Source organism: Sorangium sp. So ce176 (assembly GCF_051519835.1).
Classification (GTDB): domain Bacteria; phylum Myxococcota_A; class Polyangia; order Polyangiales; family Polyangiaceae; genus Sorangium; species Sorangium cellulosum_G.
In genome coordinates this window covers 6,256,596-6,282,311 of the sequence record NZ_CP150371.1, presented here as the reverse complement: position 1 = coordinate 6,282,311, position 25,716 = coordinate 6,256,596, and the positions used below count along the sequence as shown (strand labels likewise).

The window sequence follows — 25,716 nt, the reverse complement described above, 5'->3', positions numbered from 1 at the left end:
GGCGCTCGGGATCACGGCGACGTCGCTGCTCGATCGCCATCAGGCGACGCCGAAGCCTCCCGGGCGCGCCGCGTGAGGCGCCGCGGCCGGCCAGGCGTGGTAGATCGTACGCCCGCTGCATGCAGGCCCACGTCGAACCCACGGCTCCTCCGCGCGCGTTCTCCCGGGGACGGAGAGGGGCAGGATGAGCGAGGCGCGCGACGAGCCGACGACGCTGGTCCGCACCCAGCGACGCGCCGGCTCGTGCGCCGAGCCGCGGCCGTTCCTGTTCCTCATCTTGCAATGCCAGCGGCCGCTGGATCCGCCCGCGCGGCTATCGCTCGACGGGGCGGACGAGGTGCGCTTCGGGCGGGGCACTGTGCGCTCGATCGAGCGGCGGACCGAGGGAGGCCGGGCGCTCCTCGACGTGCGCCTCGAGGACGGCTGGGTGTCGTCCCGGCATGCGCGCATCACGCGCGACGGCGGCCGGCTCCGCCTGGAGGACCTCGGATCGAGGAACGGCACCTTCGTGAACGGCGTGCCGCGGCAGAGCGCGCAGCTCACCGAGGGGGACCTGATCGAGCTCGGACACACGTTCTTCCTGTTCCGTGATGTCGCCGCGCCGGACGAGGACGCGGGCGACGCGGCGCCGGGTCAGCCGCTCGGCCTCGCCACCTTCGCGCCCGCGCTGGCCGATCGCTTCGCGGCGCTGCGCGCGATCGCGCCCGCGAGCATCCCCGTCGTCCTCCAGGGCGAGAGCGGCACCGGCAAGGAGGTCATCGCGCGCGCCCTCCACGCGCTCTCGGGGCGGCCCGGGCCGTTCGTCGCGATCAACTGCGGCGCGCTGCCCGACAGCCTCATCGAGTCCGAGCTGTTCGGCCACCGGAAGGGCGCCTTCTCCGGCGCGGCCGAGGACCGGCCCGGCCTCATCCGCGCCGCGGACAGGGGCACGCTCTTCCTCGACGAGATCGGCGACCTGCCCGCGATGTCGCAGACAGCGTTCCTGCGCGTGCTGCAGGAGTCGGAGGTCGTCGCGGTGGGCGCGACGCGGCCGGTGAAGGTCGACCTCCGCGTCGTGGTGGCCACGCACCGCGACCTGCCGGCGATGGTGGAGCGCGGCGATTTCCGGGGCGATCTCTTCGCGCGCCTGTCGGGCTTCGTGCTCGAGCTGCCGCCGCTGCGCAAGCGCCGGGAGGACCTCGGCCTGCTCATCGCGGCGCTGCTCCGCCGCGCCGCCCCGGACCGGGCGGCGGAGATCGCCCTGAGCTGCGAGGCGGCGCGCGCGCTCCTCCTGCGCGAGTGGCGGCTCAACGTCCGCGAGCTGGAGAAGTGCCTGGCGACAGCGATCGCGCTGGCGGGGAGCGGCAGGGTGGAGCTCGAGCACCTGCCGCCGCCCGCCGGGATGACGCGCACCCCGACCGAGCTCCCGCGGCTCGACGCCCAGCCCGGCGAGCCGCAGCGGCCGGCGGCGGAGGACCAGGCGCGGCGCGAGGCGCTGATCCGCCTCTTCCGCGAGCACCGGGGGAACATCAGCGCGGTCGCGCGGGCGATGGGCAAGGGGCGAACGCAGATCCACCGATGGATCGCGCGTTATCGGATCGAGCCGGCCGACTACCGGGAAGGCGGGGAAGGCGGAGAGCGCGGGGGCGAAGGCTGAGCGCCCCCGCGGCGGGGTCGACGCCGATCAAGGGCAGAGCGGTAGCAGGGGCGACGTACCGGATCCTCCGGGGGTGGGCATCCCCGGAACGGGGAGCCAGGGCCGCCGGACGACGTCCACCGGATCGTTGAGAAAGGACGTGATCGGGTGGAGCCATGTGCCCCCATCGCCCGCACACTCCTGGAAATCCCCGTCACCCTCCACGAGCCCGCCGTCCTCGAGGTCGCATTGATGAAGCGGCGGGCAATTCGTGATGTTGTACGAATCGCCGCAGGCGCCCACCGAGTGCGCGACGCAGTCTTCGTCTTCGTCGCCGCCGGCGCAGAGGCGGTCTTTCTGATAGGCGATCTCGTCGTCCCAGTGCTCGCCCGTGCAGGCGAACGCGTGTCGAAACACGACCGCCCCGGAGCGCGGAGCGGGATAGAGGTTTCCTTCCTCGTCCACCTCGTTCATCTCCGGCGTGAGCTTCTCGTGAAGCGGGTTCGTCTCGGTCCAGAAGTTCCCGTAGAACGCGCCCTCGCGCCAGCCAAAGACGTCCGCCTCCTGCGCCGGATACACAGCGGGTTGAAACGGCGCCGGCTCGACGACGATGCCGGCGCCGATCGGCATCGGGCCGGCGGTCGGCGGACGGCTCGCGACGCTGAAGCCGGCGAGCTTCCGGGGCGCCGGGGCTCCGTCTTTCCCGGGCGCGCCGCTGGCGCGGCGGGACATCAGCGGGCCGCTCATGACGCTGAAGTAACCGCTGCTCGGGCACTCGAAGCGAAGCGCGGGCTCGCTGCGGTCGCTGCAGCGCACCTCGGTCTGGGCGACGTGAGCGGGCGAGCCGGCGTTGCAGCCGTGGATGCCGTCGCAGACGCGGAGGATCGTGTCGTCGTCGGACCGCCCGGGGTCGACCGGGAGGCGGTGGTCACATTCGTTGACGGGCTTGCTGCCGGCGCCGAGGGTCACTGTCGAGCCCGGGCTGCACGTGCCGACGTGCTCGGCCGTCCAGCCACAGTTGCGCGACAGCCCTCGCGTATCGCTCTTGCAGGGCCCGAAGCTCGGGATGGCGGCATCGTCCTCGGTGGCCGTCCCCACGCGCACGGAGGGCCCAGGCGAGAGGAGCCCCGGCCGATGGTTCGGGAACGCCTGCCCGCGCAGCGAGACGGTGATGCGGCGGCCGGTGGGGTTCACGAGCGCGAGCAGGCACGCCGTGATGAGCTGCCGGCACTTCGCGCCCGCGGGGCCCTCATGCACCCCCTGCTCGTTCCAGTGGGGGCAGATCCCGATCTCGCCGGGAAACTCGTAGGTCTTGCCCGTCCGGGTGTCGGTGTACGAGACGCTCTGGCCCTGCTCGAGGGCGCAGGACACGAGATAGCCCATCACCTCGCGCGTCTCCTTGTGGCGGAGCCTGTAGCGGAGCAACTCGGGGTCGAGGCGCCACGCGTGCTCGAGGAGCTCCTCGTGCTCGCTGTCGTCGGCGTAGGTCTCGGTCGCGAGCGGTAGCATCACCATGGCGCGGTTGGCGCGCAGGTTCGTGATCAGCGCGTTGCGGGTGAGCGCCTCGGCGGAGAGGCCGTTGGTGTACACGGCCTGCACCGCGTCCATGTACGGCACCAGCGAGCCGCCGGTCAGATCCATGTCGTCCATCACGCTGGTGGCCGTCCCGGTCCCGGCCCCCAGCGTGGAGCGCGGCGGCCCGCCGAGCGAGGCTCCGCCGTCGTCGGCGACAGTGCAGCCCGCGCCGGCGCTCGAGAGCCCGAGACAGAACACAAGCAACCCAGGGATCCGGTAGGTCATCACGCGCTCAGGTCCTTTCTTTGGGCCGGCAAGCCGGATGGCCGGTTCACGCGGCGCCGGTCGCCCCCGGCGCGGGGAGCGCGCGCTCGATCTCGTCGAGCCGCTGCTGCCAGAAGCCCGCGGAGACCGCCCTCGCCTCCGCCAGGAACAGGCGCGCTTCGTCGCCGGCGCCCGCGCGGAGCGCCGAGACGACCGCGCTGTGCAGGGCCTCGGCGCGCTCGTGCATCACCTCGGTGCGCCGCGCCTCGTCCACGAGGGCGCGCCACGCCGCGGCGTCGAACCGACCGGCTGCCCGGTCGTCCAGCGCTAACTGCACCAGGCGTGCCAGCGTGCGGGCGCAGGGGGTGAGGTCGGGCTCGGGCACGCTCGCGCGCGCCTCGGCGAGGTGGCGGGCCGCCTCGTCGTCCTCGCCGCGGGCGAGGTGGATGCGGGCGAGGAGCAGGGCGTCGTCCGGCGACGGGCGCTGGTTGAAGAAGCGCCGCTGGAGGTCGAGGCTGCGGCGCGCGAGCGGCAGGGCCTCGTCCGGGGCGCCCATCCAGTAGCGCATCTCGGCGAGGTTCAGCGTCGCCATGCGCTCGAGCTGGGCGTGCCCGAGCTCGCGGGCGAGGCGGACGGCCTCCCGCTGCTCCACGAGCGCTCGGTCCTCCTCGTGGCGCTTCATCCACATGAACACCCGGTTGATGTAGACGCCGCACAGGTGGAAGGCGTCGCCGGCGCGCAGGCAGGCGTCGACGACGGCGTCGCCGTGGCGCCCGGCCTCGTCGAGGCGGCCGGCCACCGAGAGCGAGCCGACGAGGAAGCTCCGGGCGATGACGTGCGCCTCGTGGTCGCCGAGGGCGAGCGCGTCCCGGGCGGCCTGCTCCACCTTGGGGATGCCCTCGTCGACGCGCTGGCTGCGGCAGTCCGAGCGGCCGCTCGCCAGCAGGCAGCGCGCGTCGAGGCGCGCGTCGCCGAGGCCAGCGCAGAGCTCCGCCGCGCGCGCGGAGGCCGCGGCGGAGGCGGGGAAGTCCTCGAGCCAGTCGAGCGCTGTCGCCTCCTCGAGCAGGAGCTCGGCCGCGCGGCCCCTGTCGCCGGCGGCCTCGGCGAGCGCCCGGGCGGCGCGCAGGTCGACGAGCGACTCGTCGAGCCGCTGCAGGCGGTAGCGCGCCCTGCCGCGGCCCGCGAGCGCGCGGCCGCGGGCCGCGGCGTCGCCGCCGTCGAGGAGGCGCAGGGCCGCGGTGAAGCGCTGCTCGGCCTCGACGACGTCGTGCCGGGCGAGCGCCTCCTCGGCGAGCGCGGCGTGCGCTCGCGCCGCGGCGGGCGCGTCGCCCGCGGCGGCGGCGTGGCGGGCGATCCGGGCGCGCGACCCCGCGGCGGGCGGGGAGGCGAGGAGGCGCCCGAGGACGGCGGCGTGCAGCGCGCGTCGGCGGGCGGGCGGGATGCGCGCCTCCACCGCGTCGCGCAGGAGCGGGTGGCGGAAGGCGTAGCGCTCGGGCGCGGTGGCCAGCGCGACGAGCACGCCGGCCCGGGCGAGGCGCGCGAGGCCGACGCTGGGGTCGAGCGCGCCCGCGGGAGGCGGCGCGCCCGGGGCGTCGAGGGCGGCCTCGAGCTCGGCCGGGGAGAGGTCGTCGCCGACGATCGCCGCGCGCTCGAGCAGGTCGACGAGCGGCGGCGGCAGGGCCGCGACCGCGCGGGCAGCGAGGCGCTCGCCGAGCGGCGCGGCGGAGAGGGAGAGCAGCTCGTCCGGCGCGAGGGCCCAGCCCTCGCCGCCGGGGGCGCGCCGGATCGCGCCGCCGACGCGCAGGGCGCAGGCGATCTCCACGAGATCGCGCGGGACGCCGCGCCCGAGCGCGCGCAGGTGATCGAGCACGGGGCGGGGGATGAACTCCACCGGGCGCAGGTGGTCCTGGAGCAGCGCGCTCGCGGCCCCGGCGTCGAGCGGGCCGAGGTCGAGCGCGAGGCAGCGGGCGGCGCGCTCGCCGAGGCGCGGGCGGAGCGACGCGATGGACGGCCGGGCCGCGAGCACGATCGCGAGGCGCGCCGGGCTGCCCTCGGCGGTGGCCAGCTCGAGCGCGTCGAGCGCGGCCGCGTCCGCGCGGTCGGCGTCGTCGAGCAGCAGCGCGAGCGGCGCGGCGGCGGCGAGGGCGGCCGCGAGCGCCCGGGCCTCGGCGAGGCGGCGCGCGCCCGCTGCCTCGAGCAGGGTCGCGGCCGCGGGGTCCTGGCCGGCGAGCCGGCCGAGGGCGAGCCCCACGGCCGGCCACGCGCGGCCGGCCTCCGGCCGACCGAGGCGGCGCGCGAGCGCCGTGTCGGCGGTCGCGTCGAGCGCGCCGCTGGCCGGCAGGTCCAGGGCCGCCCGCAGGAGGGCGACGAGGGTCGCGCCGCGCTCGGCGGCCTCCGGCCCGGGCGCGGCCGCGGCGTGCACGGCGGCGCCGCCCGCGCGGAGCGCCGCCGCGAGGGCGCCGAGGAAGCGGGTCTTGCCGTGCCCCTCGGCGCCGGTGACGGTGACGAGCGCCGGACCGCCGCCGGCGAGCGCCCCCTTCACGGCGGCGAGGGCCTCGGCGAGCGCGGCGTCGCGGCCGCGGAGGGCGGCCTCGCCGGGCGCGCCGGGGGGCGCTTCCCGCGGGGCGGGGGGCGTGTCGTGGAGATCCAGGGGGGCGTCGTGCGGATCTCCGGCGAGCGCGCGCTGCGCTTCGGCCGTGAGGATCGCCGGCGGCGGCACGCCGGCGTGCTCGTCGCCGGCGCGTTCCGGGCCGGCGCCCCACGCCTCCGCGGTCTCCAGCGCGGTGCCCGCGAGCGTGACGCCGTGCGCGCCCTCGCGCACCCGGAGGGGCGCCAGGTGGACAACGAGGGGCGGCGCCGCCAGGCCGGCGGCGACGAGGCGCCGGGCCGACCGCACCGCCGCGCGCACCCCGTCGCCCGACGCCGCGCCGGCGGGGAAGGCGAGCACCGTGTGCTCCCCGCGAAAGCGCGCCAGGAGGCCGCCTTCCGCGCGCGCGACCTCGACGACCAGCGCCCCGGCGCGCTCGCGCGTGCGCAGGGCCAGCAGCGCCACGGGGCGGCGCTGGACGGGGGAGGGGGCGCGTGCGCCGGAGCCAGTGCGCGCGTCGGGACCGGCAGTGCGCGCGTCCGACAGGACAGCGCGCCCGCCGGACGAGCCAGCGCGCGCCTCCAGCGCCGCCGTGAGCGCGCGCGCCACGTCGCCGGCGCGGGCCGGGCGGGCCCCGGGGTCCTTCGCCAGGCAGCGCAGGACGGCCTCGTCGACGGCCGCCGGGAGCCGCGCGAACGACGACGGCGGGGCGGGGCGGCGCGCCACGTGCGCCTGCCGCACCTCCGCCGCCTCGCCAACGAACGGCGGCCGGCCGGTGAGCAGCTCGAAGATCACCGCGCCGAGCGCGTAGACGTCCGCCCGCGGGTCCACGCCGCGCGCGCCCAGGCACTGCTCCGGCGCCATGTACGCCGCCGTCCCGAGGACGGCGCCGGTGCGCGTCAGCTCGGCGCCGAGCGCGCCCTGCGCGTCGTCCGCGTCGCGCGCACCCCGCGCCAGGGCCGCGAGGCCGAAGTCGATCAGCGCGACCCCTCCCTCGGACCGCAGCCACACGTTCTCGGGCTTGAGATCGCGGTGCACGAGGCCCGCGTCGTGCACCGCGTCGAGCGCCGCCGCGATCCCGCGCGCGAGCGCCGCCGCCTCGTCGAGCGGCGCCGCGCCCGCGCCCGGCAGGCCCGCGAGGCGCGCCGCGAGCGAGCTGCCCGTGAGCCGCTCCAGCGCGAGGAACGGGCGCAGATCGGCGGCCCGGCCGCTGCCGAGCAGCGCGGGCACCCGCGGGGGCGCGAGGCGGGCGAGCGCCGCGGCCTCGCGCGCGATCCGGCCGTCGTCCTGCCGCCGCGCCACCTTGAGCGCCACGGCGCGGCCGTCGCCCTCGCGCGTCGCCGCGTAGACGCGCGCGAACCCGCCCTGGCCGAGCATCTGTTCGACGCGGAATCCGAGGATGTGCGGGGCCGGCTCAGGATCGACCATCTCCGCGGCCCCGCGCGCCGGCGGCGCCGCGCGCGGGTGTTCCGGGCACGCGGCGCCGGGCCGCTCGGGGAGGCGGCGATGGCACTCGGAGCACCGCATGGGGCGCGAGTATACTCGGGTAGGTCGCCATGCTGCCGCCTGCCGAGATCGCCCCTGACCCCGAAGCGACCGCCGTCATCTCGGGTCGCGCGCAGGAGCTGCAGACGACAGCCGCCGACGCGCTCCCCGCCGGCGCGGTGGTCGGCGGGTACCGGCTCGACGAGGTGCGCCTCGGGGGGGGCTTCGGCGTCGTGCACCGCGCCTGGCCGATCGGGGGCGGCGCGGCGGTCGCGCTGAAGGTGCTCCGCCGCGAGCTGTCGCTCCTGCCGGCGATGCTCCGGCGCTTCCACCAGGAGGCGGAGGTGCTCGCGCGGCTCAGGCACCCGGCGATCGTCGAGGTCCGCGGCGTCGGCGCGCTCGACGACGGCCGGCCCTACATCGCGATGGAGTGGGTCGAGGGCCGGACCCTCGCGGCCGAGCTGCGCGCGCGGGGCGCCCTCTCGCCCGCCGAGGCGGCCGCGCTGCTCGAGGAGGTCGGCGGCGCGCTCGCTGCCGCGCACGCGATCGGCGTCGTGCACCGCGACGTGAAGGCCCAGAACGTCATGATCCGCCCCGCCGACGGCGGGGGCGGGGGGCGGCGCGTCACGCTCGTCGATTTCGGCATCGCCAAGCTCCTCCACGCGCCGGCGTACGGCGCGCGCGGCGGCGGGCGCGGCGGCGGGCGCGTGGAAAAGAGCAGCGGCCTGATCGTCGGCACGCCGCTGACGATGGCGCCGGAGCAGATCCTCGGCGGCGCGGTGGACGCGCGCACGGACATCTATGCTGTCGGCCTGCTCGCCTACCAGCTCGTGACGGCCGTGCTGCCGTTCCAGGGCGCGAACGCGGTCGAGACCGAGGAGATGCACCTGCGCGCGCCGCCGCCCAGCCCGAGCGAGCGCGCGCCGGTGTCGGCCGCGTTCGACGCCGTTGTGCGCCGCTGCCTCGCCAAGGACCCGGCCGACCGGTACGCGAGCGTCCCCGAGCTGCTCGCGGCCCTGCGCCGGGCCGTCGCCGCGCCGGGCGCCGCGGGCGCCGCGGGCGCCGCGCCGTCGCCCGGCGGCGCGGACGAGCCGCTCGGGCCGAGCACCGCGCTGCTCGTCGAGGCCCGGCTGGCGTCGCCCGACGACGCCGGCGACGAGGCGCTCGCCGACGTGGAGCGCCTGCTCCAGGCGGCGCGGTCGGCGCTCTTCCGGATCGGCGCGACGCTCGTTGTCGAGAGCGCCGACGCGCTGCTGGCGACGCTGCCCGCGCCGTACGAGCGCGCGCCGGAGCGGGCGCTCGGGTGGGTCCTCGATCTCTGGGCGGAGCTCGGCGCGCGGGCCGGCGCGAGCCCCGAGGTCCTCCCGCGCCTGGCGCTGCACGCGGCCGTGCCCGAGGCGCTGCGCCGCTGGGCGCCCGATCCGACCGAGGCGGGGGTGTTCGTGACCGGCGCGTTCACCGCGGAGCTCGAGCGCGCGCCGCACCCGGCCGCGGGCGGCGCGCTGCGCCGGGTATCGCCCTGAGCGGTGTGGCCCTTGTAGAAGCGCGCGCTGCCACCGCCCCTGTCACAGGCGGTGTGACAGGGGACGATGTGACAGCGGCGATGTGACAGGGGGGAGCTTCTCCCAGAGCTCGATGATTTCCTTGGCCGAGTCGCCGCGGACCGAGACAAGGAACGCGTTCTTGCCTTGCTCCCATGGCATGCGGGAAGGCACGTCGTACGCCATCACTCGGAAGCCGTTCCTGGCAGCGACCTGGCTCCACATCACCTGATTGGCCTCCGACGGAGCCTGGATGTCCTGTGCGTCCTTGTAGGTCACGACGGTGATGTCACCGCCGAAAACGGTCTGGTAGAAATCGAGCGCCGCTCGGCGCATCGCCGCGGAAATCGAGGTAGTTGGTGACGCTTACGGTCATGATCTTCTCCTGCGCAGGCTCAAGGCTTCGAGCGTGTCCGCGCGCTCACGGCGCGTCGGCGCGACGGGGATTGGCCGGCCGGTGAGGCCGTGTGATCGGGGAGGTGACCTGTCGAGTCTGGTGGCACGTCGGAGGGCTGATTCCGGAGGGCCTGTACGACGACTCCGTCGACCATCGACACGAGGAAGGCCAGGCCGATGGGCTTGCGCTGGACCAAGGTGCGGTAGGCGGCCATCGACGGGATGACCTGAGACAGCGTGCGGATGTCGGCGGACGCCGAGATCTCGCCGCGCGCGGCGGCTCGCTGCATCAGCGCGAGATGCGCTTCGGCCCGCGGCTGGACCACCGCGCTGCTTGCCGCCTCGGCGAGCGCCTGCTCTTGCGAGAGCCGCGAGGCGAGCCCGGTCATGATCTTGAGCTTGCGCTCGCCTTCCTCGATCGACCGCGGCTTGAACGAGCCGAGGAGGTCTCCGCGGAGCGTGCCCGTGTCGGGCAGAGGCTCGAGATCCACCTGAGTGCGCTTCATGTGTGCGACGGCGCCGACGACCAGCTCCGCCTCGGAGGTCCAGCGGCGGTAGACGCTCGCCTTCCCGGCTCCTGCTCGCGCGGCCACTCCTGAGCGCGTGAACCGGCCCTCCGAGTCCACCCGCTCGCGCGGCAACAGCCTTGACGCCCAACATCGAACGCGGCACCGGTGGCGCGCAGATTGGCCGGCACGGCTGCGGGAGGTTCATCGCGGAAAGAGAGGTGCCGCCAGGCAGCTGCGAAGGGGAGCGTCAGTGCACATCACGCCGCTGCGGCTACCTCGTCACCCTCGCGGCGGCCCGTGACCCCTCGCCCAGGCTTCACCTGACGCACTCGGTCCATCTCTACCTTGACACGTGAGCAGTACTGCGCAAAAGTTCGACCGGGTAGACCTGCGCTCGCACCCCCTTCGAAAAGAGGAGATGACAATGCCCATTATCGGACGACAGTGCACACGCGATGGCAGGACGCTCTGCCTTCGGATGAGTCAGGCCGGTCTGCCGGTAAATTCCGAGGGCCCCGGGCTCACGCTCGTTTACGGGTGGTCGAGCGAGGAGCGCCGCGCGCAAGGGCTCCCGGCCTCGATCCAGGGCGTCGAATTCCGCACTGACTCGGGCAAGGTCCTCTCGTTCGACCATTGTCCGTTCTGCGGCGAGGAGCTCGTGCGGAGCGCGACGACCGTCCGAGCGACAGTGGCGCGACGCACCGCACCAGAAGGCGCCCGCGCCGAGCTGCCGCCGAGGGAGGTCGAGCGCGCACAGAAGGGCGTGCGTGCGATCGAGGCCGTGCCGCCTCGCCCTCCGAGCGCACCGGCGCGCGAGCAAGCTCCGAGCGCACCGGTGCGCGAGCAAGCGACGACGGGCTCGACGTCGCTGAAGGTGCTTCGCGAAAAGCTCGGACTCTCGCAGGCCGAGCTCGGCGGAAAGCTCGGCCTCGCGCGCAGCTCGGTCGCCAACTACGAAAACGGACGGTCACCTCTGTCGCGACGGATCCGCAAGTGGATCGCAAAGCATGAATCGAAGCTCACCGAAGGGGGAAACGGCGCAGCCCGCCGCGGGAGCGCGGCCGCGTAGAGGGTCCCGGGCCCAGGTCTCCTCGTCGCCTGTTTCGTGGCCGGTACCGCGCCGCTGCTCCGCTCGTGCCGCTGACCTACTTTCCTCGTCGGCGTCGTGCACCCTGCCTCGAGGGTGCACGGGGGAGCAGCCGAGATCCCGCGGCGGCATCGGGCAGATGACGTGGCTGATGACATGAGCACATGACGACCCCCCTGCGCCCCGAGGATGCGCTCGCGAACCTGCGTCGCGCCGGGCTCGCGACCCGGGTCGACGCCGCGGCCTTCGCGGCCGCCTGCGACGCGGAGCGCGACGGCGCGCCGCTCGACGCCGAGGTCGCGCTCTCGGCCCTGGCGTCGATCTACGGCGCGCGCGGCCCCTCCGAGGTGAGCGACGCCGACGGCGCGTTCGCGGTGGACGAGCACGCCGCCCCCGACCCGAAGGTCCTCGCGGCGGTGTGGCTCGCGTTCGAGCGGTGGCTCGAACATCCCATCCCTGTCGCCGTGGCGACCGACCTCGACGAGCTCGTCTCGTACGCGGGCGACATGTGCTTTCTTCGCCGGCACGCGGACGCCGCGGGGGAGGCGCCCTGTCTCTTTTCGATCGACGGGTGGCGCCCGCGCGACGACGCGTCCTTCTCGATCTATGCGCTACGGCGCGACGGCGAGCCGCTCTATGCGCTGGGCCTGCCGGTCCAGTTCCACGTGCATCCGGACACGGAGGCCGCGGCCGCCGGCATCTTCCGCCTGGACGGCCTCACGGACAGCTTCCGCGAGCACGCCCCGACGTGCGCTGTTTGCCGGGACAACCTCCGGCGCGCCGCCGACGAAGGCGCCCTGCCCGACGCGTTCCGGCCGCTCCTCGGCGCATGAGCGGACGCCGGCGGAAGCCGGCGCGATCGCGAACGTGGATCGAGCGACGGCGGGCGCCGTCAGGGATCGGCGCCCTGCCGTCCCAGGAGCCGCGCCGTCACGCCCTGCGCGGCGTGGACAGCGCGGCCGGCCGCGCGCGTCGCCTCCCGGAGCGCCTCGTCCGCGCCGCGCGCGCCGGCGCTCCCGGACGGCCTCCAGAGCAGGTAGGCGGCGAGCGCCACCCCGAGCGCCACGGCGATGCCCGCCGCCGCGCGGCGCAGGCGCCGCGGTCCGCGCCGCGCCCGCGCGCCGGATGGCGCCGCGGCCGGCGCGCCCGCCGCGGCCGCGAAGGCCGCCACCATCGCGCCGACGCTCGGGAACCGCTCCGGCGGGCTGATCGCGAAGGCGCGCGCGAACCACGCCTCCAGCGCGGGCGGCGCCCCCGGGCACACAGTGGTCAGCGGCGGTCGCGCGCCGACGAGGATGGAGGCGAGCACCACGGCCAGGTTGCGGCCCGGGAACGGCTGCTGACCGGTGAGCGCCTCGTGCGCGACGACCGCGAGCGACCACATGTCGAGCTGCGGGCCCGCCTGCCCCTCGCACGTGTGCTCCGGGCTCAGGTAGGCCGGCGTGCCCAGCACCACGCCGTCCGCGGTCCGGCGGCGGAAGTCGGCCGGCCGATCCTCACCGACCCACTTCGCGATCCCGAAGTCGGTGATCTTGGCGCGCAGGTGCCCGTCGCTCCCCTCGACGAGCAGGATGTTCGACGGCTTGATGTCGCGGTGCACGACGCCGAGCCCGTGCGCCACGGAGAGCGCGTCTCCCAGCTGGCGGAGGAGCGGCGCGAGCTCGGCCGCCGGCACCGGGCCTCGCTCCTGCAGCCATTGCCGCAGCGACCGGCCGCGCACGTACTCCATGACGAGGTACGGGCCCGCCGCCGGATCCTCGCCGGCGTCGTACACGGCGACGACGCCGGCGGTCTTCTGCCCGAGCTGCGCCGCGACCCGGGCCTCGAGGCGGAACCGCTCGATCGCCTCGGTGTGCCGGCCGTTGCGCGCCACCACGAGGAACTTGAGCGCGACGTCGACATGCCGGACCGTATCGCGCGCGCGCCAGACCTCGCCCATCGCGCCGCGCCCGAGCGGCTGCTCGAGCTGATAACGGCCGTGCACGACGCGGCCTCGCTGCGGCCTCGCGCGGGAATCGTTCCGCCCGGCGCGGCGCGAGGACGCAGGGCGGGAGTCTGCCTGTCGCTCAGCGAGCGCGGCCGCGGCGAGCACCGCGGCGCGGACGCTGTCTTTTCTCTGGGATTCGGGCTGTGGATCGAACGAGGCTGGTTGGAACACGATCGAACACCTCCGTGCCGCCTCTGTGTTCCCGACGTGTCGACGTACCTCTCGCACGGCGCGCTGGGACCAGGGACCGGGGCATGTCTTGAGCGTATCGCGAACGCGGGATCCGGGGAATCCACGACAGCGCGTCTTCTTCGGAGAGCTCCTCGCGGACTCGCGCTCACAAGGTCGCATGACAGCGCCGATCGTCGCTGTTCGTGCCACGCGCGCTCCGCTTGGCGACGGGCTCGCCCGTGCTCGGCAGGATCCAGCGAGCTCATGACCGGCGCTGTGACGCGGAACGACGGCCGCCCCATGCCGGTCCTCTCGCGCGCGCCCTATACTCGTGACGTCGCCGCGCCCGACCTCGCGTTCCGCGGCGCCGGATCGCACCCTTGGGCGGCATTCGACGGCCAGGAGAGGAGGAGCACATGAAGGCATACGAGCTGCAGAGAACCGGGGGAGCGGACGCGTGGGTGCAGGTGGAGAGGGACGCGCCGGAGGCGGGACCCGGGCAGGCGCTCGTGCGGATGCGGGCCGTGTCGTTGAACTACCGTGATCTGCTGATCGCGAAGGGCGGCTACCTGCAGCCGGTGACGCGGCCGGTGATCCCGGTCTCGGATGGGGCTGGCGAGGTCGTGGCGGTCGGGGAGGGGGTCACGCGGGTCAAGGTGGGGGACCGGGTGACGCCGACGTTCTTCCAGACGTGGACCGACGGCGAGGCGACGCGGGCTCAGCTCGGGGACAGGGCGCTGGGGGCCGGGAGCACAGATGGGGTGCTGGCGGAGCTCGTGGCGCTCGACGCCGAGGGGCTCGTGCCGCTGCCGGAGCACATGAGCTTCGAGGAGGGGGCGACGCTGCCGTGCGCGGCGGTGACGGCCTGGAACGCGCTGGTGCCGCAAGGGAGGCTGCAGGCGGGGCAATCGGTGCTGGTGCAGGGCACGGGCGGGGTGTCCATCTTCGCGCTGCAGCTCGCGCACGCGCTGAGAGCGCGGGTGATCGTCACGTCGAGCAAGGACGAGAAGCTGGCGCGGGCGCGCGAGCTCGGCGCGGACGAAGGGATCAATTACCGCAAGCACCCTGACTGGGAGGAGAAGGTGCTGGAGGTGACCGGAGGGCAGGGAGCGGACCACGTGATGGAGGTGGGCGGGGAGGAGACGCTGCCGAGGTCGATCCGGGCGACGCGAGAAGGGGGGCACATCGCGCTGATCGGGCTCCTGAGCGGGGCGTGGGGGGCGCCGGAGCCGAAGGCGATCGAGCAGAAGAGACTCCATGTGTTGCCTGTGTTCGTCGGCAGCCGGGTGATGTTCGAGGAGATGAACCGGGTGCTCGTGGCGCACCGGATCAAGCCGGTGATCGATCGGGTGTTCGGGTTCGACGAGGCGCGGCAGGCGATGAAATACCTGGAGTCGGGGGCGCACTTCGGGAAAGTGGTGATCCGCGTCTGAGCGGCCCGGGCCGGGCCGGCGCCGAGCGTTCGCCTCCCGGGGATCCGGCGCGCAGCGCGGCGAGGTCGTCGTCGCGTCGACGCCCGGGCCGAATGCCCTTGAACCGGCCCCGCGCACCCACAAGGGTACGCGGCCCGACATGGCAGACGACGTCCACGCCGTCACCCCCGCCGCGCCGTTCGAGACCCGCGAGGCCCTCGTCGCCTGGCTGGCGCGCCACGGCGTCGCGCACCTCGCGCGGCTGAACCTCGAGGCGGTGGCCTCGCGCGTCGATCCCGCCCTCTGGCCCGAGCTGCGGGCCCTCGGCGCGCGCCGGCGCCTCATCGACCTCGCGAGCGCGGACGAGCTCTCGCGCGCGTCCGAGTGGCTGCCGTCCCCGCGCCTGCGCGACGCGCTGCCGCCCGCGGTCTGGCGCTTCCTCGAGGACGAGCGCGCGGACGCGGCGCGGGCGCGCGCCGCGGCGCCGTCGCTGCTGCGGCCGCCCGACGAGCCGCGGGCCCTGCCGGCGCACGAGCGGCTGTGCGCCCTGCGCGCCCGCGTGCCGGACGCGGTCGCCCCGCGCCTCGAGCGCGCCCTCTGGCCCGGTGTCCAGCCCGGCCCCCTGCGCTTCGACGCGGCGCTGCCCGGCTTCCGCTTCGAGGACCCGCTGCCGTTCGAGTCGCAGCGCGTGGGCGCCGGCTTCGTCCGGCCCGAGGCGCGGATCACCCTCGCGCCCGGGGCGCTCCGCGCCGAGTGCACCTGCGGCGCGGGCGACTGCGTCCACGTGCTCGCGGCGATCGACGCGGCGCTGCTCTGGCTCCGCCAGCCCCCGGGCGACGCCTTCCTCCGGGCGCTCGACGAGCTCGGGCGCCCCGCCTGGGAGCGCACCTTGCTGGCGCTCGATCGCGCCCTCGACGAGGGCCCCGGCGGGCGCGCCGGCGTCGAGATCACCTACCGCCTGCAGGTCGTCGAGGACGTCGGCGCCACGGTCGCGGCCTGGGTCCACCGGCTCGGCAAGAAGGGCCAGCGCAGCGCCGGCGCGCGCGCCGGCCGCAAGCGCCTCCTCCAGGAGCACGGCGCGCGGCTCTCCTCGGAGGACGCCCGCGTCGCGGCGCTCCTGCCCGAGGGCGACGGGTTCGCGCCGCGGGCGCTGATCGAGGCGCTCATCGGCCACCCGCGCGTCTTCCTCGACGAGGCGCCCCACGTCGCGGTGCGCGTCGAGCGCGCGCCGGTGGGGCTCGTGGCGGAGGAGCGCCAGGGCGTCGTGCGCGTGAGCGCCGGCGTCGACGGCACGGCGCTGCCCCCCGCGCTGCTCGAGCGCGTGCGCCGGGCCCGGCCCGAGGACGTGCTGTTCCTGTGGGACTGGGACCAGGGCGCGCGGCGGCTCACGCTGCTCGACGTCAAGACCGAGCTCCGGACGTTGCTCGACGTGCTCCTGCGCGAGGGCAACCTCTTCCCGCCCGAGAGCCACGGCGCCCTGCTCGCCGCGCTCGCGCGGTGGGCGCTGCGCGTGCCCGTGGCCATGCCGCGCAGCGTGATGGGCGAGTCGGTCCCCGCGCTGCTGCACCCCGTGCTGCGGCTCTCGCCCCAGCCGAACGGCGCGGTCGAGGTCGAGCTGCGCGTGCGGCCGCTCGTCGACAGCCCCGCCCTCGCCCCGGGCGCGGGCGCGCGCGACGTGCACGTGCGGCGCGGCGACAGGGCGCTGCACGCCGTGCGCGATCTGCGCCGGGAAGAGGACTTCGCCCGCGCCCTCTGCGCCGAGCTGCCGCTCTCCGGCGCCGAGCTGCTGGAGGAGGGGCGCCCGTTTCACTACCGCTTCGCCAGCGCGCAGGGGGCGCTCGACCTGCTCGCGGCGTGCGCGCGGCGCGAGCCGCCCCCGGAGCTCGAGTGGGTGGGCGCGCCCCTGCGCGCGCTGAGCGGCGGCGGTCCCCAGGCGCTCAAGGTCGTCCTCGAGAAGCGGCGCGCGTGGTTCGGCCTCCTCGGCGGCCTGAGCGTCGAGGGCGAGCGGGTGGAGCTGGCCCGGCTGCTCGACGCCGCGCGCCGCAAGGACCGCTACGTGCAGGTCGAGGCCCGCACCTACGTGGAGCTGAGCGAGGCGCTGCGCGCCCACCTCGAGCGCCTGTCGGATCACGTGCACGCGTCCGGCCACGGCCTCACGGTGGGCCCGTCGGCCGCAGGGGTGCTGCGTGAGCTCGAGGCGGCCGGCGCCGCGCTCGAGGCGGACGGCGCCTTCCGGCAGCTCGTCGACCGCGTCGCCGCGGCCGGCGAGCTCTGCCCCGCCGTCCCGGCGACGCTCCGCGCCGAGCTCCGCCCGTACCAGCTCGACGGCTTCCGCTGGCTCTCGCGCCTCGCGGCCTGGGGCGCGGGCGGCGTCCTCGCCGACGACATGGGCCTCGGCAAGACGGTGCAGGCGCTGGCCGTGCTGCTCGATCGCGCCGCGCTCGGGCCCGCGCTCGTCGTCGCCCCGACGTCGGTGGCGTTCAACTGGAAGGACGAGGCGGAGCGCTTCGCGCCCTCGCTGCGGCTCACGGAGTACGCGGACGCGGCCGACCGCGACGACGCGCTCGCGTGGCTCGGCCCGGGCGACGTGCTGGTGGTCAGCTACGGCCTGCTCGCGCGCGACGCCGCGCGCCTTGCTGCCCGGCGCTTCGCCACGGTCGTCTTCGACGAGGCCCAGAGCCTGAAGAACGCGGCCACGCAGCGCGCGCGCGCCGCGAGGGCGCTGCAGGCCGACTTCAGGTTCGCGCTCTCGGGCACGCCGATCGAGAACCACCTCGGCGAGCTCTGGAGCCTCTTCGCCGTCGTGTTCCCCGGCCTCCTCGGCGGCTGGGAGTCGTTCCGGGGCCGTTACGCCGCGCCGATCGAGCGGCAGAGCGACCCCGCCGCGGCCCCCGCGCTGGCGCGCGTGCTCGCCCCCTTCCTGCTCCGGCGGACGAAGGCGCAGGTCGAGGCCGAGCTGCCGGCGCGCACCGAGGTGCGCGTGCCGGTCGTGCTCTCGGGCGCCGAGTGGCAGCTCTACGAGGACGCGCGCCTCGCGGCGCTGTCCGAGCTCGAGACGCGGCGGTCGGTCCTGCGGGAGCAGGAGCGCCGCGTCGAGGTGCTCGCGGCGCTCACGCGGCTGCGGCTGCTCGCCTCGCACCCGCGCCTGTACGACGCGCGCTCCGAGCTCGTCTCGTCCAAGCTCGAGCGCTTCCTGGAGCTCATCGACGAGCTGCGCGCCGAGGGCCAGCGCGCGCTGGTCTTCAGCCAGTTCACGTCGCACCTCGCGCTTGTGCGCGAGGCGCTCGCGGAGCGCGGGATCGCGTTCGTCTACCTCGACGGCGAGACCCCCCGGAAGGCGCGCGGCGACCGGGTGAGCGAGTTCCAGGAGGGCACGGCGCCGCTGTTCCTCATCTCGCTCAAGGCGGGCGGCTTCGGCCTGAACCTCACGGCGGCCACCAACGTGATTCACCTCGACCCCTGGTGGAACCCGGCGGTCGAGGATCAGGCCTCGGACCGCGCGCACCGCCTGGGCCAGCGGCGGCCGGTCACCATCTACCGCCTGGTGGCGCTGGGGACGATCGAGGAGCAGATGCTGTCGCTGCACGAGCAGAAGCGCTCGCTCGTCGCCCAGGTGCTCGGCGGCAAGGACGAGGCGGGCAAGCTCACGATGCAGGAGCTCCTGGGCTTGCTCTCAGGGCGGCCCCGCGGGCCGGCCGGCGCGGATGGCGCGGAGGGGGAGAGGGCGCTGGCGCCCGACGGCGGCGACGGCGTCGCGGTGGAGGCGCCCGACTGAGGGCGCTGGTGCTCGATGGCGGCTGCGGCGTCGACGTGCCGGCGCCTGCCGATCGCGCCCATATGTCCGGGGGGCGGCTACGTCGCCCAGAGCACGCGGAGCTCGATCTCGATGGCCTCGAAGGGCGCAGCGCGGACGCGCGCGGCGTCGCGGTGGGTGGCGATCGGGGTCCAGCCGCGCCCCGGGGCGAGCGAGAAGACCTCCTGGGTGCGCTGGATCGGGTCGAGCAGCCAGGCGTGCTGCACGCCCTCGCGCGCGTAGATCGGCATCTTCTCCTTGCGGTCGACCTGCTCGGTCGACGGGCTCAGGACCTCGCAGATCCAGTCCGGAGCGAGCGGGAAGTAGGCCGTCTCGGGGAGCTCGGGCATGCGCTCGCGGCGCCAGCCGGCGATGTCCGGCACGAGGACCTCCACGTCGCGCGGCGAGGTCGGATCAGGAAAGTGGATCTCGGGTTCGTCGAGGATCCACCAGCCGCCCGGGCCGTCCTTGCCGTGATCGAAGGGACCGCCGAGCTCGATGCCAAGGCTCGATGCGGCGCGCGCGTGCCGCGGCGCCGGCCGGGGGAAGACGTGCAGCACGCCGCGGATGAGCTCCGCCACCTTGTTCGGCGGCACGGCCTCGAGGTCGGCGTACGTGGCGCGGCGGGGCTTCTCGGCGAGCTGGCCCATGAGCCCAGCCTGCCTTCGCGGGCGCGGCGCGGCAAGCCGAGGGGAGCGCCCAACCCGGTTGAGCCCTTCACCCTCCTCACGCCTCGCCGACCTCGTTCGCGAAGGCCCTGGCGGGGTCGGCCTCTCTCGTCGGGTCGGCCGCAGGGGCCTTCTGGACGAGGGCGCGCTTCCAGCGCCCCGAGGCGTAGTACGACAGGCTGGCGATCAGCGACACGACGAAGCTCACCGCGATGGCGTACCAGACGCCCTCCACGCTGCGCATCTCGCGAGAGAGCCAGTAGGCGAGCGGGGCGCGGATCACCCAGAGGCTGAGCAGGGAGATCACCGTCGTGACCACCGTCGCTCCGGCGCCGTTGATGATGCCGTTGCTCACGAACGACAGGCCGAAGAGGACGTAGCAAGCGCCGACGATGTGCAGGTACGAGACGCCGAGATCGACGACGACCGGATCGGCGATGAACACCCGGAGGAGCGCCTCGGGGAAGATGAGGGCCGCCGCCGAGATCACGAGCGTGATCCCGCCGCTGAACACGCAGCCCCACGTGAACACCTCGCGCACGCGGCCGTGGTGCCCCGCGCCCAGGTTCTGCCCGGCGAGCGTCGAGATCGCCATCCCCATGTTGATCGCGGGCAGGAACGCGATCTGGTCGATGCGCGAGGCCGCGCCGAACGCCGCGGTCGCGACCTCCCCGAACCCGTTCACGATCCCCGTGACCACCACCATCCCGAGCGAGACAACCGACTGCTGGATCGACGCCGGCACGCCGATCCTGCACGTCTTCCGGATCGTCGGGCCGAGCTGGCCGAAGCGGGGCCACCTCGGCGCGATCGGCGATTTCTTGACGTGGAGGTACACGTGGAGCGCGACGAGCGAGATGACCTGGGAGACGATCGTGGCCCACGCCGTCCCGTTCAGGCCGAGCTCCGGCAGGCCCAGCCGCCCGAAGATGAGGAGCGGGTCGAGCACCGTCGTGAGCAGGACGGAGCCGAGCTGAAAATAGAGGGGTGTCTTCGAGTCTCCGGTCCCCTGGAGCATGCTCCGGAGCGCGAACATGCCGAAGCTGAAGGGCAGCGAGAGCAGGACGATGCGGAGGTAGCTCACCGACGGCGCGAAGACGTCGGCCGGCGTGTCCATCGCCCGGAGGATCTCGGGCGTGAAGATCTCCCCGACGAGGGTCAACAGGACGCCGAGGCCGTAGATGAGCGCCGTGGAGCCGTCGACAACGCGCCGCAGCTCGTCGAAGCGCCTGGCGCCGAAGCTCTGCGAGACGAGGATGTTCGTCGCCAGGGTCATGCCCATCCCGACGCCGAAGATCGTGAAGATGACAGGGAAGCTCACCGTGACGGCCGCCAGCGCCCCGGTGCCCAGGAACTGACCGACCCAGATGGCGTTGATGAAGCTGTAGGTCGTCTGAAGGAAGCCCCCGAGGAGCATCGGGAGCGAGAACGTCACGATGTGCCTGGGGATGCTGCCGGTCGTCAGATCGGTTCCGAACCTGGGTTTCATCGGGCTCCTCGCCCGAGAGCGGGCGGAACGTTGGGGCTGGTCACGCGCGCGTAACGTAGCGAACGCGTGGCGAGATTCCACTTCCCCTGGCGTGCACCTTGCAGTCGGCGGCCGCGGCTGAGCGCGCTTCTGACATCACGCGCCAGCGAGGAGAACGACATGGCGAAAGCAAAGTCTGCGAGCGCCTCGAAGCATCCGGGAGCGCAGGCAGCGAGCGCCGGGCTGTCCGAGGCGTCCTTGCCGCTCGTGCTCACCGCGGCCGAGCAACATCTCCTGGGTCGCGCCCTCAAGCTCCTGGTCAACGTCCAGGCCGCGCCGTTCATCGCGCGCGCCCGCCGCGAGGGCTACACGCCCGCCGAGCACCGCGAGGGGTGGCGGCTGCTCAAGCTCGCCTCGGGCGAGCAGCGCCCGCTCGAGCACCTGTTCGTCGAGGCGTCGGTCGGCGGCGCCGTCGAGGGCGCCGAGCGGTTGCGGCTCCTCCAGGAGGTCGACGCGCTCGAGAGCACGTGGTTCCCGCGCACCCGCGCGATCATCCGCCGCGTCGTGCCGCGCGAGCGCCGCGACGGCTTCGAGGCGGCGTTCTTCAAGAACCTCGAGCAGCAGCCGCTGGGGCCGGCGGCGATCATGGCGGTCGCGACGTTCCTTCGCCGCGTCGAGGGGCTCGCCAGGAACAGCGACGAGCACGCGAGGAAGGTCCAGACGACGCTCGCGGCGCGCGGGCTGACCGAGGCCAGGATGCAGCAGGCGCGCGAGCTGCTCGGCAAGCTCGAGGCCGGCGCGCACGCGCAGCCGTCCCGGATCCCGGCGGCCGAGCTGGAGAGGGCGTGGAAGGAGCAGCGGGAGGCGCTCGATGGCCTGCGCGGGTGGTTCAACGACTGGGCGACGACGCTCCGGCAGGTCTTCCCGCTCAAGGCGCAGATCCAGCTCGGCCTCACCGCCGTGAGGCGCGCGGCGGCCGCCCCGGGAGAGGTGGTCGAGGAGGACGCGCTGCTCGACGAGGACGACGTCGAGCTCGCCGGCGCGGATCCGTTGCTCGGCTGACGCGGCCGGGAGCTCGTCCGGGCGTCCTCGGACCATCAGGTCCCGTGTGCAGGCGCACCGACGGTTGGTGGGCGACGCGCTGCCTCGCGGCGACGGCGTCAGCGGGGGGTTCCGCAACGGGTTGCTTCCTTCCGCAACGGGTTGCTTCCTTCCGCAACGGGTTGCGCAGCCACGGCCCGGGACGTCACGTCCCCACGGCACCGCGCCTGAGCGCTCTCCGGGCTACCTCCAGACCTACCTCGGACAGCGCTGCCTCGCCGCGCGGCCGCGCCCTGCGTTCAGCCCGCGCGCAGCCTCCACACAGCGGGTCGCAGCAGCAGGAGCGGCGCGGCGAGGCCTGCGAGCACGCCGGCCCACACAGTCGCTTCCACGCCGATGCGGCCCGCGAGCCAGCCGGCCGCCAGGGTGCCCGCGGGCAGCAGCGCGCCCGTGATCACGTGGAGCGTGGCGTTGACGCGGCCGAGCACCGTCAGGGGCAGCATCGACTGCCGGGCGCTCACCGCGTGGATCATGAACGCGACGAGGAACGCGTCCCCGACGAGCTGGTGCAGCACCAGCGCGGGGACGGCGAGGTCGCCGAGCTGCGCGGCGAGCGGGATGAGCAAGGCGCCCGCCTGGCTCACGGTGAGGCTGAGGATCATCGCCGGCCCGGCGCCGAGACGGCGGCCCAGCCAGCCCGCGATGACGCTGCCGCCGAGCGCGCCGATCCCGCCCACGCTGATGATCAGGCCGACAGCCGCGGGGTCCAGCCGCAGGTGCTCCAGGAGGTAGAGCATGTACAGCGCGGAGAAGGCCCCGCCGCTGAGGAGCGCCTGCGCGCCCAGGGCCATGAACGTCGCCCCGACCACGGGGTGGCCGAGGCCGTGGCGCAGCCCCATCCGGAGATCTTCGCGGAGCGAGGCGCCGCTCCCGGCCGCGTCGCCTTCAGGGGCGACCGGCGCCTCCGCCGCCCGGATGCGCCCGAGCAGCGCCGCCGATCCGAGGTAGGACAGCGCGTCCACCACCATCGTCACCGGCGCGGTGAGCGCCTGGATCAGGAGGCCCGCCGCGCCGGGGCCGGCGATCTCCGCGGCGGCCTCGGTCCCCTCCAGCCGTGCGTTCGCCTCGACGAGGCGGTCCTGCCCGACGAGCGCCGGCAGGTACGCGTTGTCGGCGATCTGGAACAGGGAGGTGGCCATGCCGACCAGCGCGGCCACCGCGGAGAGGTGGACGAGGGTGAGCGCGCCGGCCCAGGCCGCGATCGGGACCGAGAGGATCAGCGCTGCGCGCGCGAGATCCGCGCCGATGAGCAGCGGCCGCTTGCGCGAGCGATCCACGAGCCCGCCCGCGAAGAGCCCCACCAGGGCGCCCGGCGCGGTGGCCAGCGCCGAGAGCACCGCCACGCCCGCCGCGTCGGCCCCGAGGCTCACGATCGCGATCACGGGCAGCGCCGTCCGGCTGACGCGCCCGCCCAGCGCGCTCACCGCCTGCGCCGCCCAGAGGCGCAGGAAATCGGGGTTGCGAGAGAGGCCGTCGCGGGGAGGGGAGGGCATGGAGAGCGCGAGCAGAGCAGGAAAGCGGGAAGGAGGGGAGCGGCGTCTACCGCCCTGGCCGCGCGCTGCGATCGACGGGATCGCGGTGGCCGCGCGCATGCGTGGCAAGCCAGAGGTGCTCCGGACAGATGCGCGCTGCTCGCGTCCCGCATCGGAGGCACGGCGCCCGCATCTCGCTCGCCTCGGCGAGCCGGCGCGGTTACTAAGGCTTCCCCAGAGCCAAACGCGCCCATGCCCACGCTCCTGCGTTCACCGGCCACCAGGATCGGCGCAGCGCTCGTCGCGATCGCGATGGCGCTCGTCGGCTTCCTGCCCCTCTTCGATGGCCCCGGCTACGAGAGCGCGCTCGCCGCGGGCCTCCTCGTGCCGGGCGCCGCCGCGATCGCGACAGCGATCGACGTCGCCGCCCACCGGCCCCTGCCGATCGAGGCGTTCCGGCGCGGCGTCGCGAACGGCGCCCTCTTCGCCCTCGTCGCGTACGCCACCACGCTCGCGCACGGCCTCCGCGCCGGCTTCTGCGACGTGCTCGGCGGCTCCGCGCACTTCGCCCTGGGGCCCGGGCTCGGCGCCGCGCTCGGCGGCGCGTGGGGCGCCGTCGCGGGCGAGCTCGCCGCGGGCAGCCGGCGCGACGACGCCGCGCCCCCGCCCCCGGCGTGGCGCCGCCGCCTCGCCGCCGTCGTCGCCGCGCTCGCCGCCCCGCTCGGCTCCGCCGGCGTGAGCGTCGTCCGCTTCTACACGAGCCCGATCGTCTTCGCCTACGACCCCTTCGCCGGCTTCTTCAGCGGCACCCTCTACGACACGGTCGTCGACGCCTCGGGGCTGCTCACCTACCGCGCCGGCACCCTCGCCACCCTGTTCGCCGCGTCCGCGCTCGCGCAGCACCTCGTCCACGACGCGAGCGGCCGCGTGACGTTCCAGCCGCAGGGCCGCCCCGGCCTTCTCCTGTTCGGCGCGGCGAGCGCCGCGGTCAGCGCCGGGACGCTCCTGGAGGGCGCGCGCCTCGGCCACTTCCAGACCTCCGAGAGCATCGCGGCCGAGCTCGGCGCGCTCTCGCAGGGCCAGCGCTGCGAGGTCGTCTATCCGCGCGGCATGCGCGAGGCCGACGTCCAGCGCTTCGTGCGCGAGTGCGACGCGCACATCGAGACCGGCGAGCGCTGGCTCGGCGCGCCCGCCGAGGTCGACGGCGAGCCGCTCCGCGTCCGCGCCTACCTGTTCGAGAGCGCCGCGCAGAAGGGCGCGCTCATGGGCGCCTCGCGCACGTACGTCGCGAAGCCGTGGCGCCGCGAGGTGTACCTGCAGGCCGCCGGCTACCCGCACCCGATCCTCGGGCACGAGATCATGCACGTGCTCGCCGGCGCCTTCGCCCGCGGCCCGTTCAAGGTCGCCGGGCGGCTCGGCGGGTGGCTCCCCGACCCGGGCCTCATCGAGGGGATCGCCGTCGCGGGCTCGCCCAAGGAGGGCGAGGACCTGAGCCCGCGCGGGTGGGCCAAGGCCATGAAAGATCTCGGGATCTTGCCGCCGCTATCGCGCCTTTTCGCGCTCGGCTTCCTCGCCGAGAACTCGTCGACGGCCTACACCGTGAGCGGCGCCTTCGTCGGCCACGTGCGCGCGACGTACGGCGCCGCCGCGGTGCGCGCCTGGTACGGCGGGCAGCCGCTGCCGGAGATCACCGGGGCGCCGTGGGCGGCGATGGAGCGCGCCTGGCACGCCGACCTCGACGCGCTCTCGCTCCCCGACGCCGCCAGGGCGCAGGCGAAGGCCCGCTTCGACAGGCCCGCCGTCTTCGAGCGGCGCTGCCCGCACGTGGTCGACGCGTGCACGCAGAAGGCCGAGCAGCTCCGCGCGCGCGGCGATCACGAGGGCGCGATCGCCGAGTACCGGCGCGTCCTCTCGCTCGACCAGAGCCCCGCGACCCGCGTCGCGATCGCCGAGACGCGGCTCGCCGGCGACGCGCCCAGCAGCAGGAGCGAGGGCGTCCGCGAGCTCGAGGGCATCGCCGGCGACGGGTCGATCCCGCGCCACCTGCGCGACCGCGCCGCGGAGCGGCTCGGCGACGTCGCGCTCGCGGCGGGCGACAGGGAGCGCGCCGTGACCTGGTACCGCGAGGTCGCCGGCCGGCTCGTCGACGAGGACCGGCTCCGGACGCTGGACGTCAAGATCGCGGCGGCGAACGACGACCGCGCGCGCGCGGCCATCGTCGAGCTGCTGATCGGCACCCGCGGCGGCGCGCCGGACAGGCTCCGGGCGGCGGAGCTGCTCGGCGCCTGGGCCGCGCAGGCGCCCGGCGACGGCCTACCGAGCTACCTGCTCGGCCGCCAGTACCTGAACGACGGCCGCTTCGACGAGGCCGCCGATCGCCTGGAGCGCGCGCTCGCGGCCCACCTGCCCATCCAGCGCGTCTGGATCGAGGCCGAGCGGCTGCGGCTCGTCGTGGCGTGCGGCCTCGACGACGCCGAGACCGCCCGCCGCATGTTCGCCCAGTACGCCGCCCACGACGGCGCGTCCGGCGCCGGGCCCGCCGTGAGCGAGGAGCGCCGGGACGCCGCCCTCCGCCTTCTCGAGCGGTGCGCCCGGCCTACGTCCCCGGCAGCCTCTTCCGGGCCGCCGGCGGGACAAAAGTGAAG

The 25,716-nt window shown here is 75.2% G+C and carries 15 protein-coding genes and 1 pseudogene; 8 read left to right on the top strand and 8 right to left on the bottom strand.

What is annotated here, in order from left to right:
* Window positions 1-184: 184 nt before the first annotated feature.
* Window positions 185-1,636, top strand: a complete 1,452-nt coding sequence (locus WMF42_RS23430; RefSeq protein WP_437684804.1) for a sigma 54-interacting transcriptional regulator — start codon at window positions 185-187, stop codon at window positions 1,634-1,636.
* Window positions 1,637-1,663: 27 nt separating this feature from the next.
* On the opposite strand, the gene WMF42_RS23425 is transcribed toward WMF42_RS23430, so the two are convergent.
* Entirely contained in the window at window positions 1,664-3,415 is a 1,752-nt protein-coding gene (locus WMF42_RS23425; protein WP_437684802.1) for a hypothetical protein, read from the bottom strand.
* 46 nt (window positions 3,416-3,461) lie between these two features.
* Window positions 3,462-7,508, bottom strand: a complete 4,047-nt coding sequence (locus WMF42_RS23420; RefSeq protein WP_437684800.1) for a protein kinase domain-containing protein — start codon at window positions 7,506-7,508, stop codon at window positions 3,462-3,464.
* A 29-nt stretch (window positions 7,509-7,537) separates the two neighbouring features.
* On the opposite strand from WMF42_RS23420, the gene WMF42_RS23415 reads away from it, so the two are divergent.
* Entirely contained in the window at window positions 7,538-8,989 is a 1,452-nt protein-coding gene (locus tag WMF42_RS23415; RefSeq protein WP_437684798.1) for a serine/threonine-protein kinase, read from the top strand.
* 93 nt (window positions 8,990-9,082) lie between these two features.
* Here the strand turns inward: WMF42_RS23415 and WMF42_RS23410 are convergent.
* Both WMF42_RS23410 and WMF42_RS23405 read right to left on the bottom strand, forming a co-directional pair.
* Window positions 9,083-9,383 (bottom strand): annotated as a pseudogene (locus tag WMF42_RS23410) (VOC family protein); the annotation flags it as partial.
* Window positions 9,384-9,402: 19 nt separating this feature from the next.
* The gene (locus WMF42_RS23405) at window positions 9,403-10,044 is read right to left on the bottom strand and encodes a TetR-like C-terminal domain-containing protein (RefSeq protein WP_437684796.1); all 642 of its coding nucleotides are present in this window, start codon (window positions 10,042-10,044) and stop codon (window positions 9,403-9,405) included.
* A 292-nt stretch (window positions 10,045-10,336) separates the two neighbouring features.
* On the opposite strand from WMF42_RS23405, the gene WMF42_RS23400 reads away from it, so the two are divergent.
* Together WMF42_RS23400 and WMF42_RS23395 are read left to right on the top strand one after the other, a co-directional pair.
* A complete protein-coding gene (locus WMF42_RS23400; protein WP_437684794.1) occupies window positions 10,337-10,981 on the top strand; it encodes a helix-turn-helix domain-containing protein in 645 nt (214 codons plus the stop codon).
* 182 nt (window positions 10,982-11,163) lie between these two features.
* The gene (locus WMF42_RS23395) at window positions 11,164-11,832 is read left to right on the top strand and encodes a hypothetical protein (protein WP_437684793.1); all 669 of its coding nucleotides are present in this window, start codon (window positions 11,164-11,166) and stop codon (window positions 11,830-11,832) included.
* Window positions 11,833-11,891: 59 nt separating this feature from the next.
* On the opposite strand, the gene WMF42_RS23390 is transcribed toward WMF42_RS23395, so the two are convergent.
* Entirely contained in the window at window positions 11,892-12,983 is a 1,092-nt protein-coding gene (locus WMF42_RS23390) for a serine/threonine-protein kinase (RefSeq protein WP_437684791.1), read from the bottom strand.
* A gap of 590 nt (window positions 12,984-13,573) precedes the next feature.
* Between WMF42_RS23390 and WMF42_RS23385 the strand changes: the two genes are divergently transcribed.
* Both WMF42_RS23385 and WMF42_RS23380 read left to right on the top strand, forming a co-directional pair.
* Entirely contained in the window at window positions 13,574-14,590 is a 1,017-nt protein-coding gene (locus WMF42_RS23385) for a zinc-dependent alcohol dehydrogenase family protein (protein ID WP_437684789.1), read from the top strand.
* Window positions 14,591-14,729: 139 nt separating this feature from the next.
* Window positions 14,730-18,344, top strand: a complete 3,615-nt coding sequence (locus WMF42_RS23380) for an SNF2-related protein (RefSeq protein WP_437684787.1) — start codon at window positions 14,730-14,732, stop codon at window positions 18,342-18,344.
* A gap of 77 nt (window positions 18,345-18,421) precedes the next feature.
* On the opposite strand, the gene WMF42_RS23375 is transcribed toward WMF42_RS23380, so the two are convergent.
* Together WMF42_RS23375 and WMF42_RS23370 are read right to left on the bottom strand one after the other, a co-directional pair.
* A complete protein-coding gene (locus WMF42_RS23375) occupies window positions 18,422-19,012 on the bottom strand; it encodes a Uma2 family endonuclease (protein WP_437684785.1) in 591 nt (196 codons plus the stop codon).
* 76 nt (window positions 19,013-19,088) lie between these two features.
* Entirely contained in the window at window positions 19,089-20,519 is a 1,431-nt protein-coding gene (locus WMF42_RS23370) for an MATE family efflux transporter (protein ID WP_437684783.1), read from the bottom strand.
* Between the two features lie 159 nt (window positions 20,520-20,678).
* Here WMF42_RS23370 and WMF42_RS23365 point away from each other — a divergent pair, with 159 nt between their 5' ends.
* On the top strand, window positions 20,679-21,560 hold the full coding sequence (locus WMF42_RS23365; protein ID WP_437684781.1) for a hypothetical protein: 882 nt from the start codon (window positions 20,679-20,681) through the stop codon (window positions 21,558-21,560).
* 278 nt (window positions 21,561-21,838) lie between these two features.
* Here WMF42_RS23365 and WMF42_RS23360 read toward each other — a convergent pair whose 3' ends face one another.
* Window positions 21,839-23,092, bottom strand: a complete 1,254-nt coding sequence (locus WMF42_RS23360) for an MFS transporter (protein ID WP_437684779.1) — start codon at window positions 23,090-23,092, stop codon at window positions 21,839-21,841.
* Between the two features lie 231 nt (window positions 23,093-23,323).
* Here WMF42_RS23360 and WMF42_RS23355 point away from each other — a divergent pair, with 231 nt between their 5' ends.
* Window positions 23,324-25,714, top strand: coding sequence for a hypothetical protein (locus tag WMF42_RS23355; protein ID WP_437684777.1), 2,391 nt, complete (start codon window positions 23,324-23,326; stop codon window positions 25,712-25,714).
* The last annotated feature ends 2 nt before the right edge of the window (window positions 25,715-25,716 follow it).

What these genes read in the sequence shown, in the direction of transcription:
- WMF42_RS23375 (WP_437684785.1), bottom strand. Translation starts at nt 19,012, where the DNA reads ATGGGCCAGCTCGCCGAGAAGCCCCGCCGCGCCACGTACGCCGACCTC.
- WMF42_RS23425 (WP_437684802.1), bottom strand. Translation starts at nt 3,415, where the DNA reads ATGACCTACCGGATCCCTGGGTTGCTTGTGTTCTGTCTCGGGCTCTCG.
- WMF42_RS23370 (WP_437684783.1), bottom strand. Translation starts at nt 20,519, where the DNA reads ATGAAACCCAGGTTCGGAACCGATCTGACGACCGGCAGCATCCCCAGG.
- WMF42_RS23385 (WP_437684789.1), top strand. Translation starts at nt 13,574, where the DNA reads ATGAAGGCATACGAGCTGCAGAGAACCGGGGGAGCGGACGCGTGGGTG.
- WMF42_RS23365 (WP_437684781.1), top strand. Translation starts at nt 20,679, where the DNA reads ATGGCGAAAGCAAAGTCTGCGAGCGCCTCGAAGCATCCGGGAGCGCAG.
- WMF42_RS23415 (WP_437684798.1), top strand. Translation starts at nt 7,538, where the DNA reads ATGCTGCCGCCTGCCGAGATCGCCCCTGACCCCGAAGCGACCGCCGTC.
- WMF42_RS23360 (WP_437684779.1), bottom strand. Translation starts at nt 23,092, where the DNA reads ATGCCCTCCCCTCCCCGCGACGGCCTCTCTCGCAACCCCGATTTCCTG.
- WMF42_RS23420 (WP_437684800.1), bottom strand. Translation starts at nt 7,508, where the DNA reads ATGCGGTGCTCCGAGTGCCATCGCCGCCTCCCCGAGCGGCCCGGCGCC.
- WMF42_RS23380 (WP_437684787.1), top strand. Translation starts at nt 14,730, where the DNA reads ATGGCAGACGACGTCCACGCCGTCACCCCCGCCGCGCCGTTCGAGACC.
- WMF42_RS23395 (WP_437684793.1), top strand. Translation starts at nt 11,164, where the DNA reads ATGACGACCCCCCTGCGCCCCGAGGATGCGCTCGCGAACCTGCGTCGC.
- WMF42_RS23430 (WP_437684804.1), top strand. Translation starts at nt 185, where the DNA reads ATGAGCGAGGCGCGCGACGAGCCGACGACGCTGGTCCGCACCCAGCGA.
- WMF42_RS23355 (WP_437684777.1), top strand. Translation starts at nt 23,324, where the DNA reads ATGCCCACGCTCCTGCGTTCACCGGCCACCAGGATCGGCGCAGCGCTC.
- WMF42_RS23400 (WP_437684794.1), top strand. Translation starts at nt 10,337, where the DNA reads ATGCCCATTATCGGACGACAGTGCACACGCGATGGCAGGACGCTCTGC.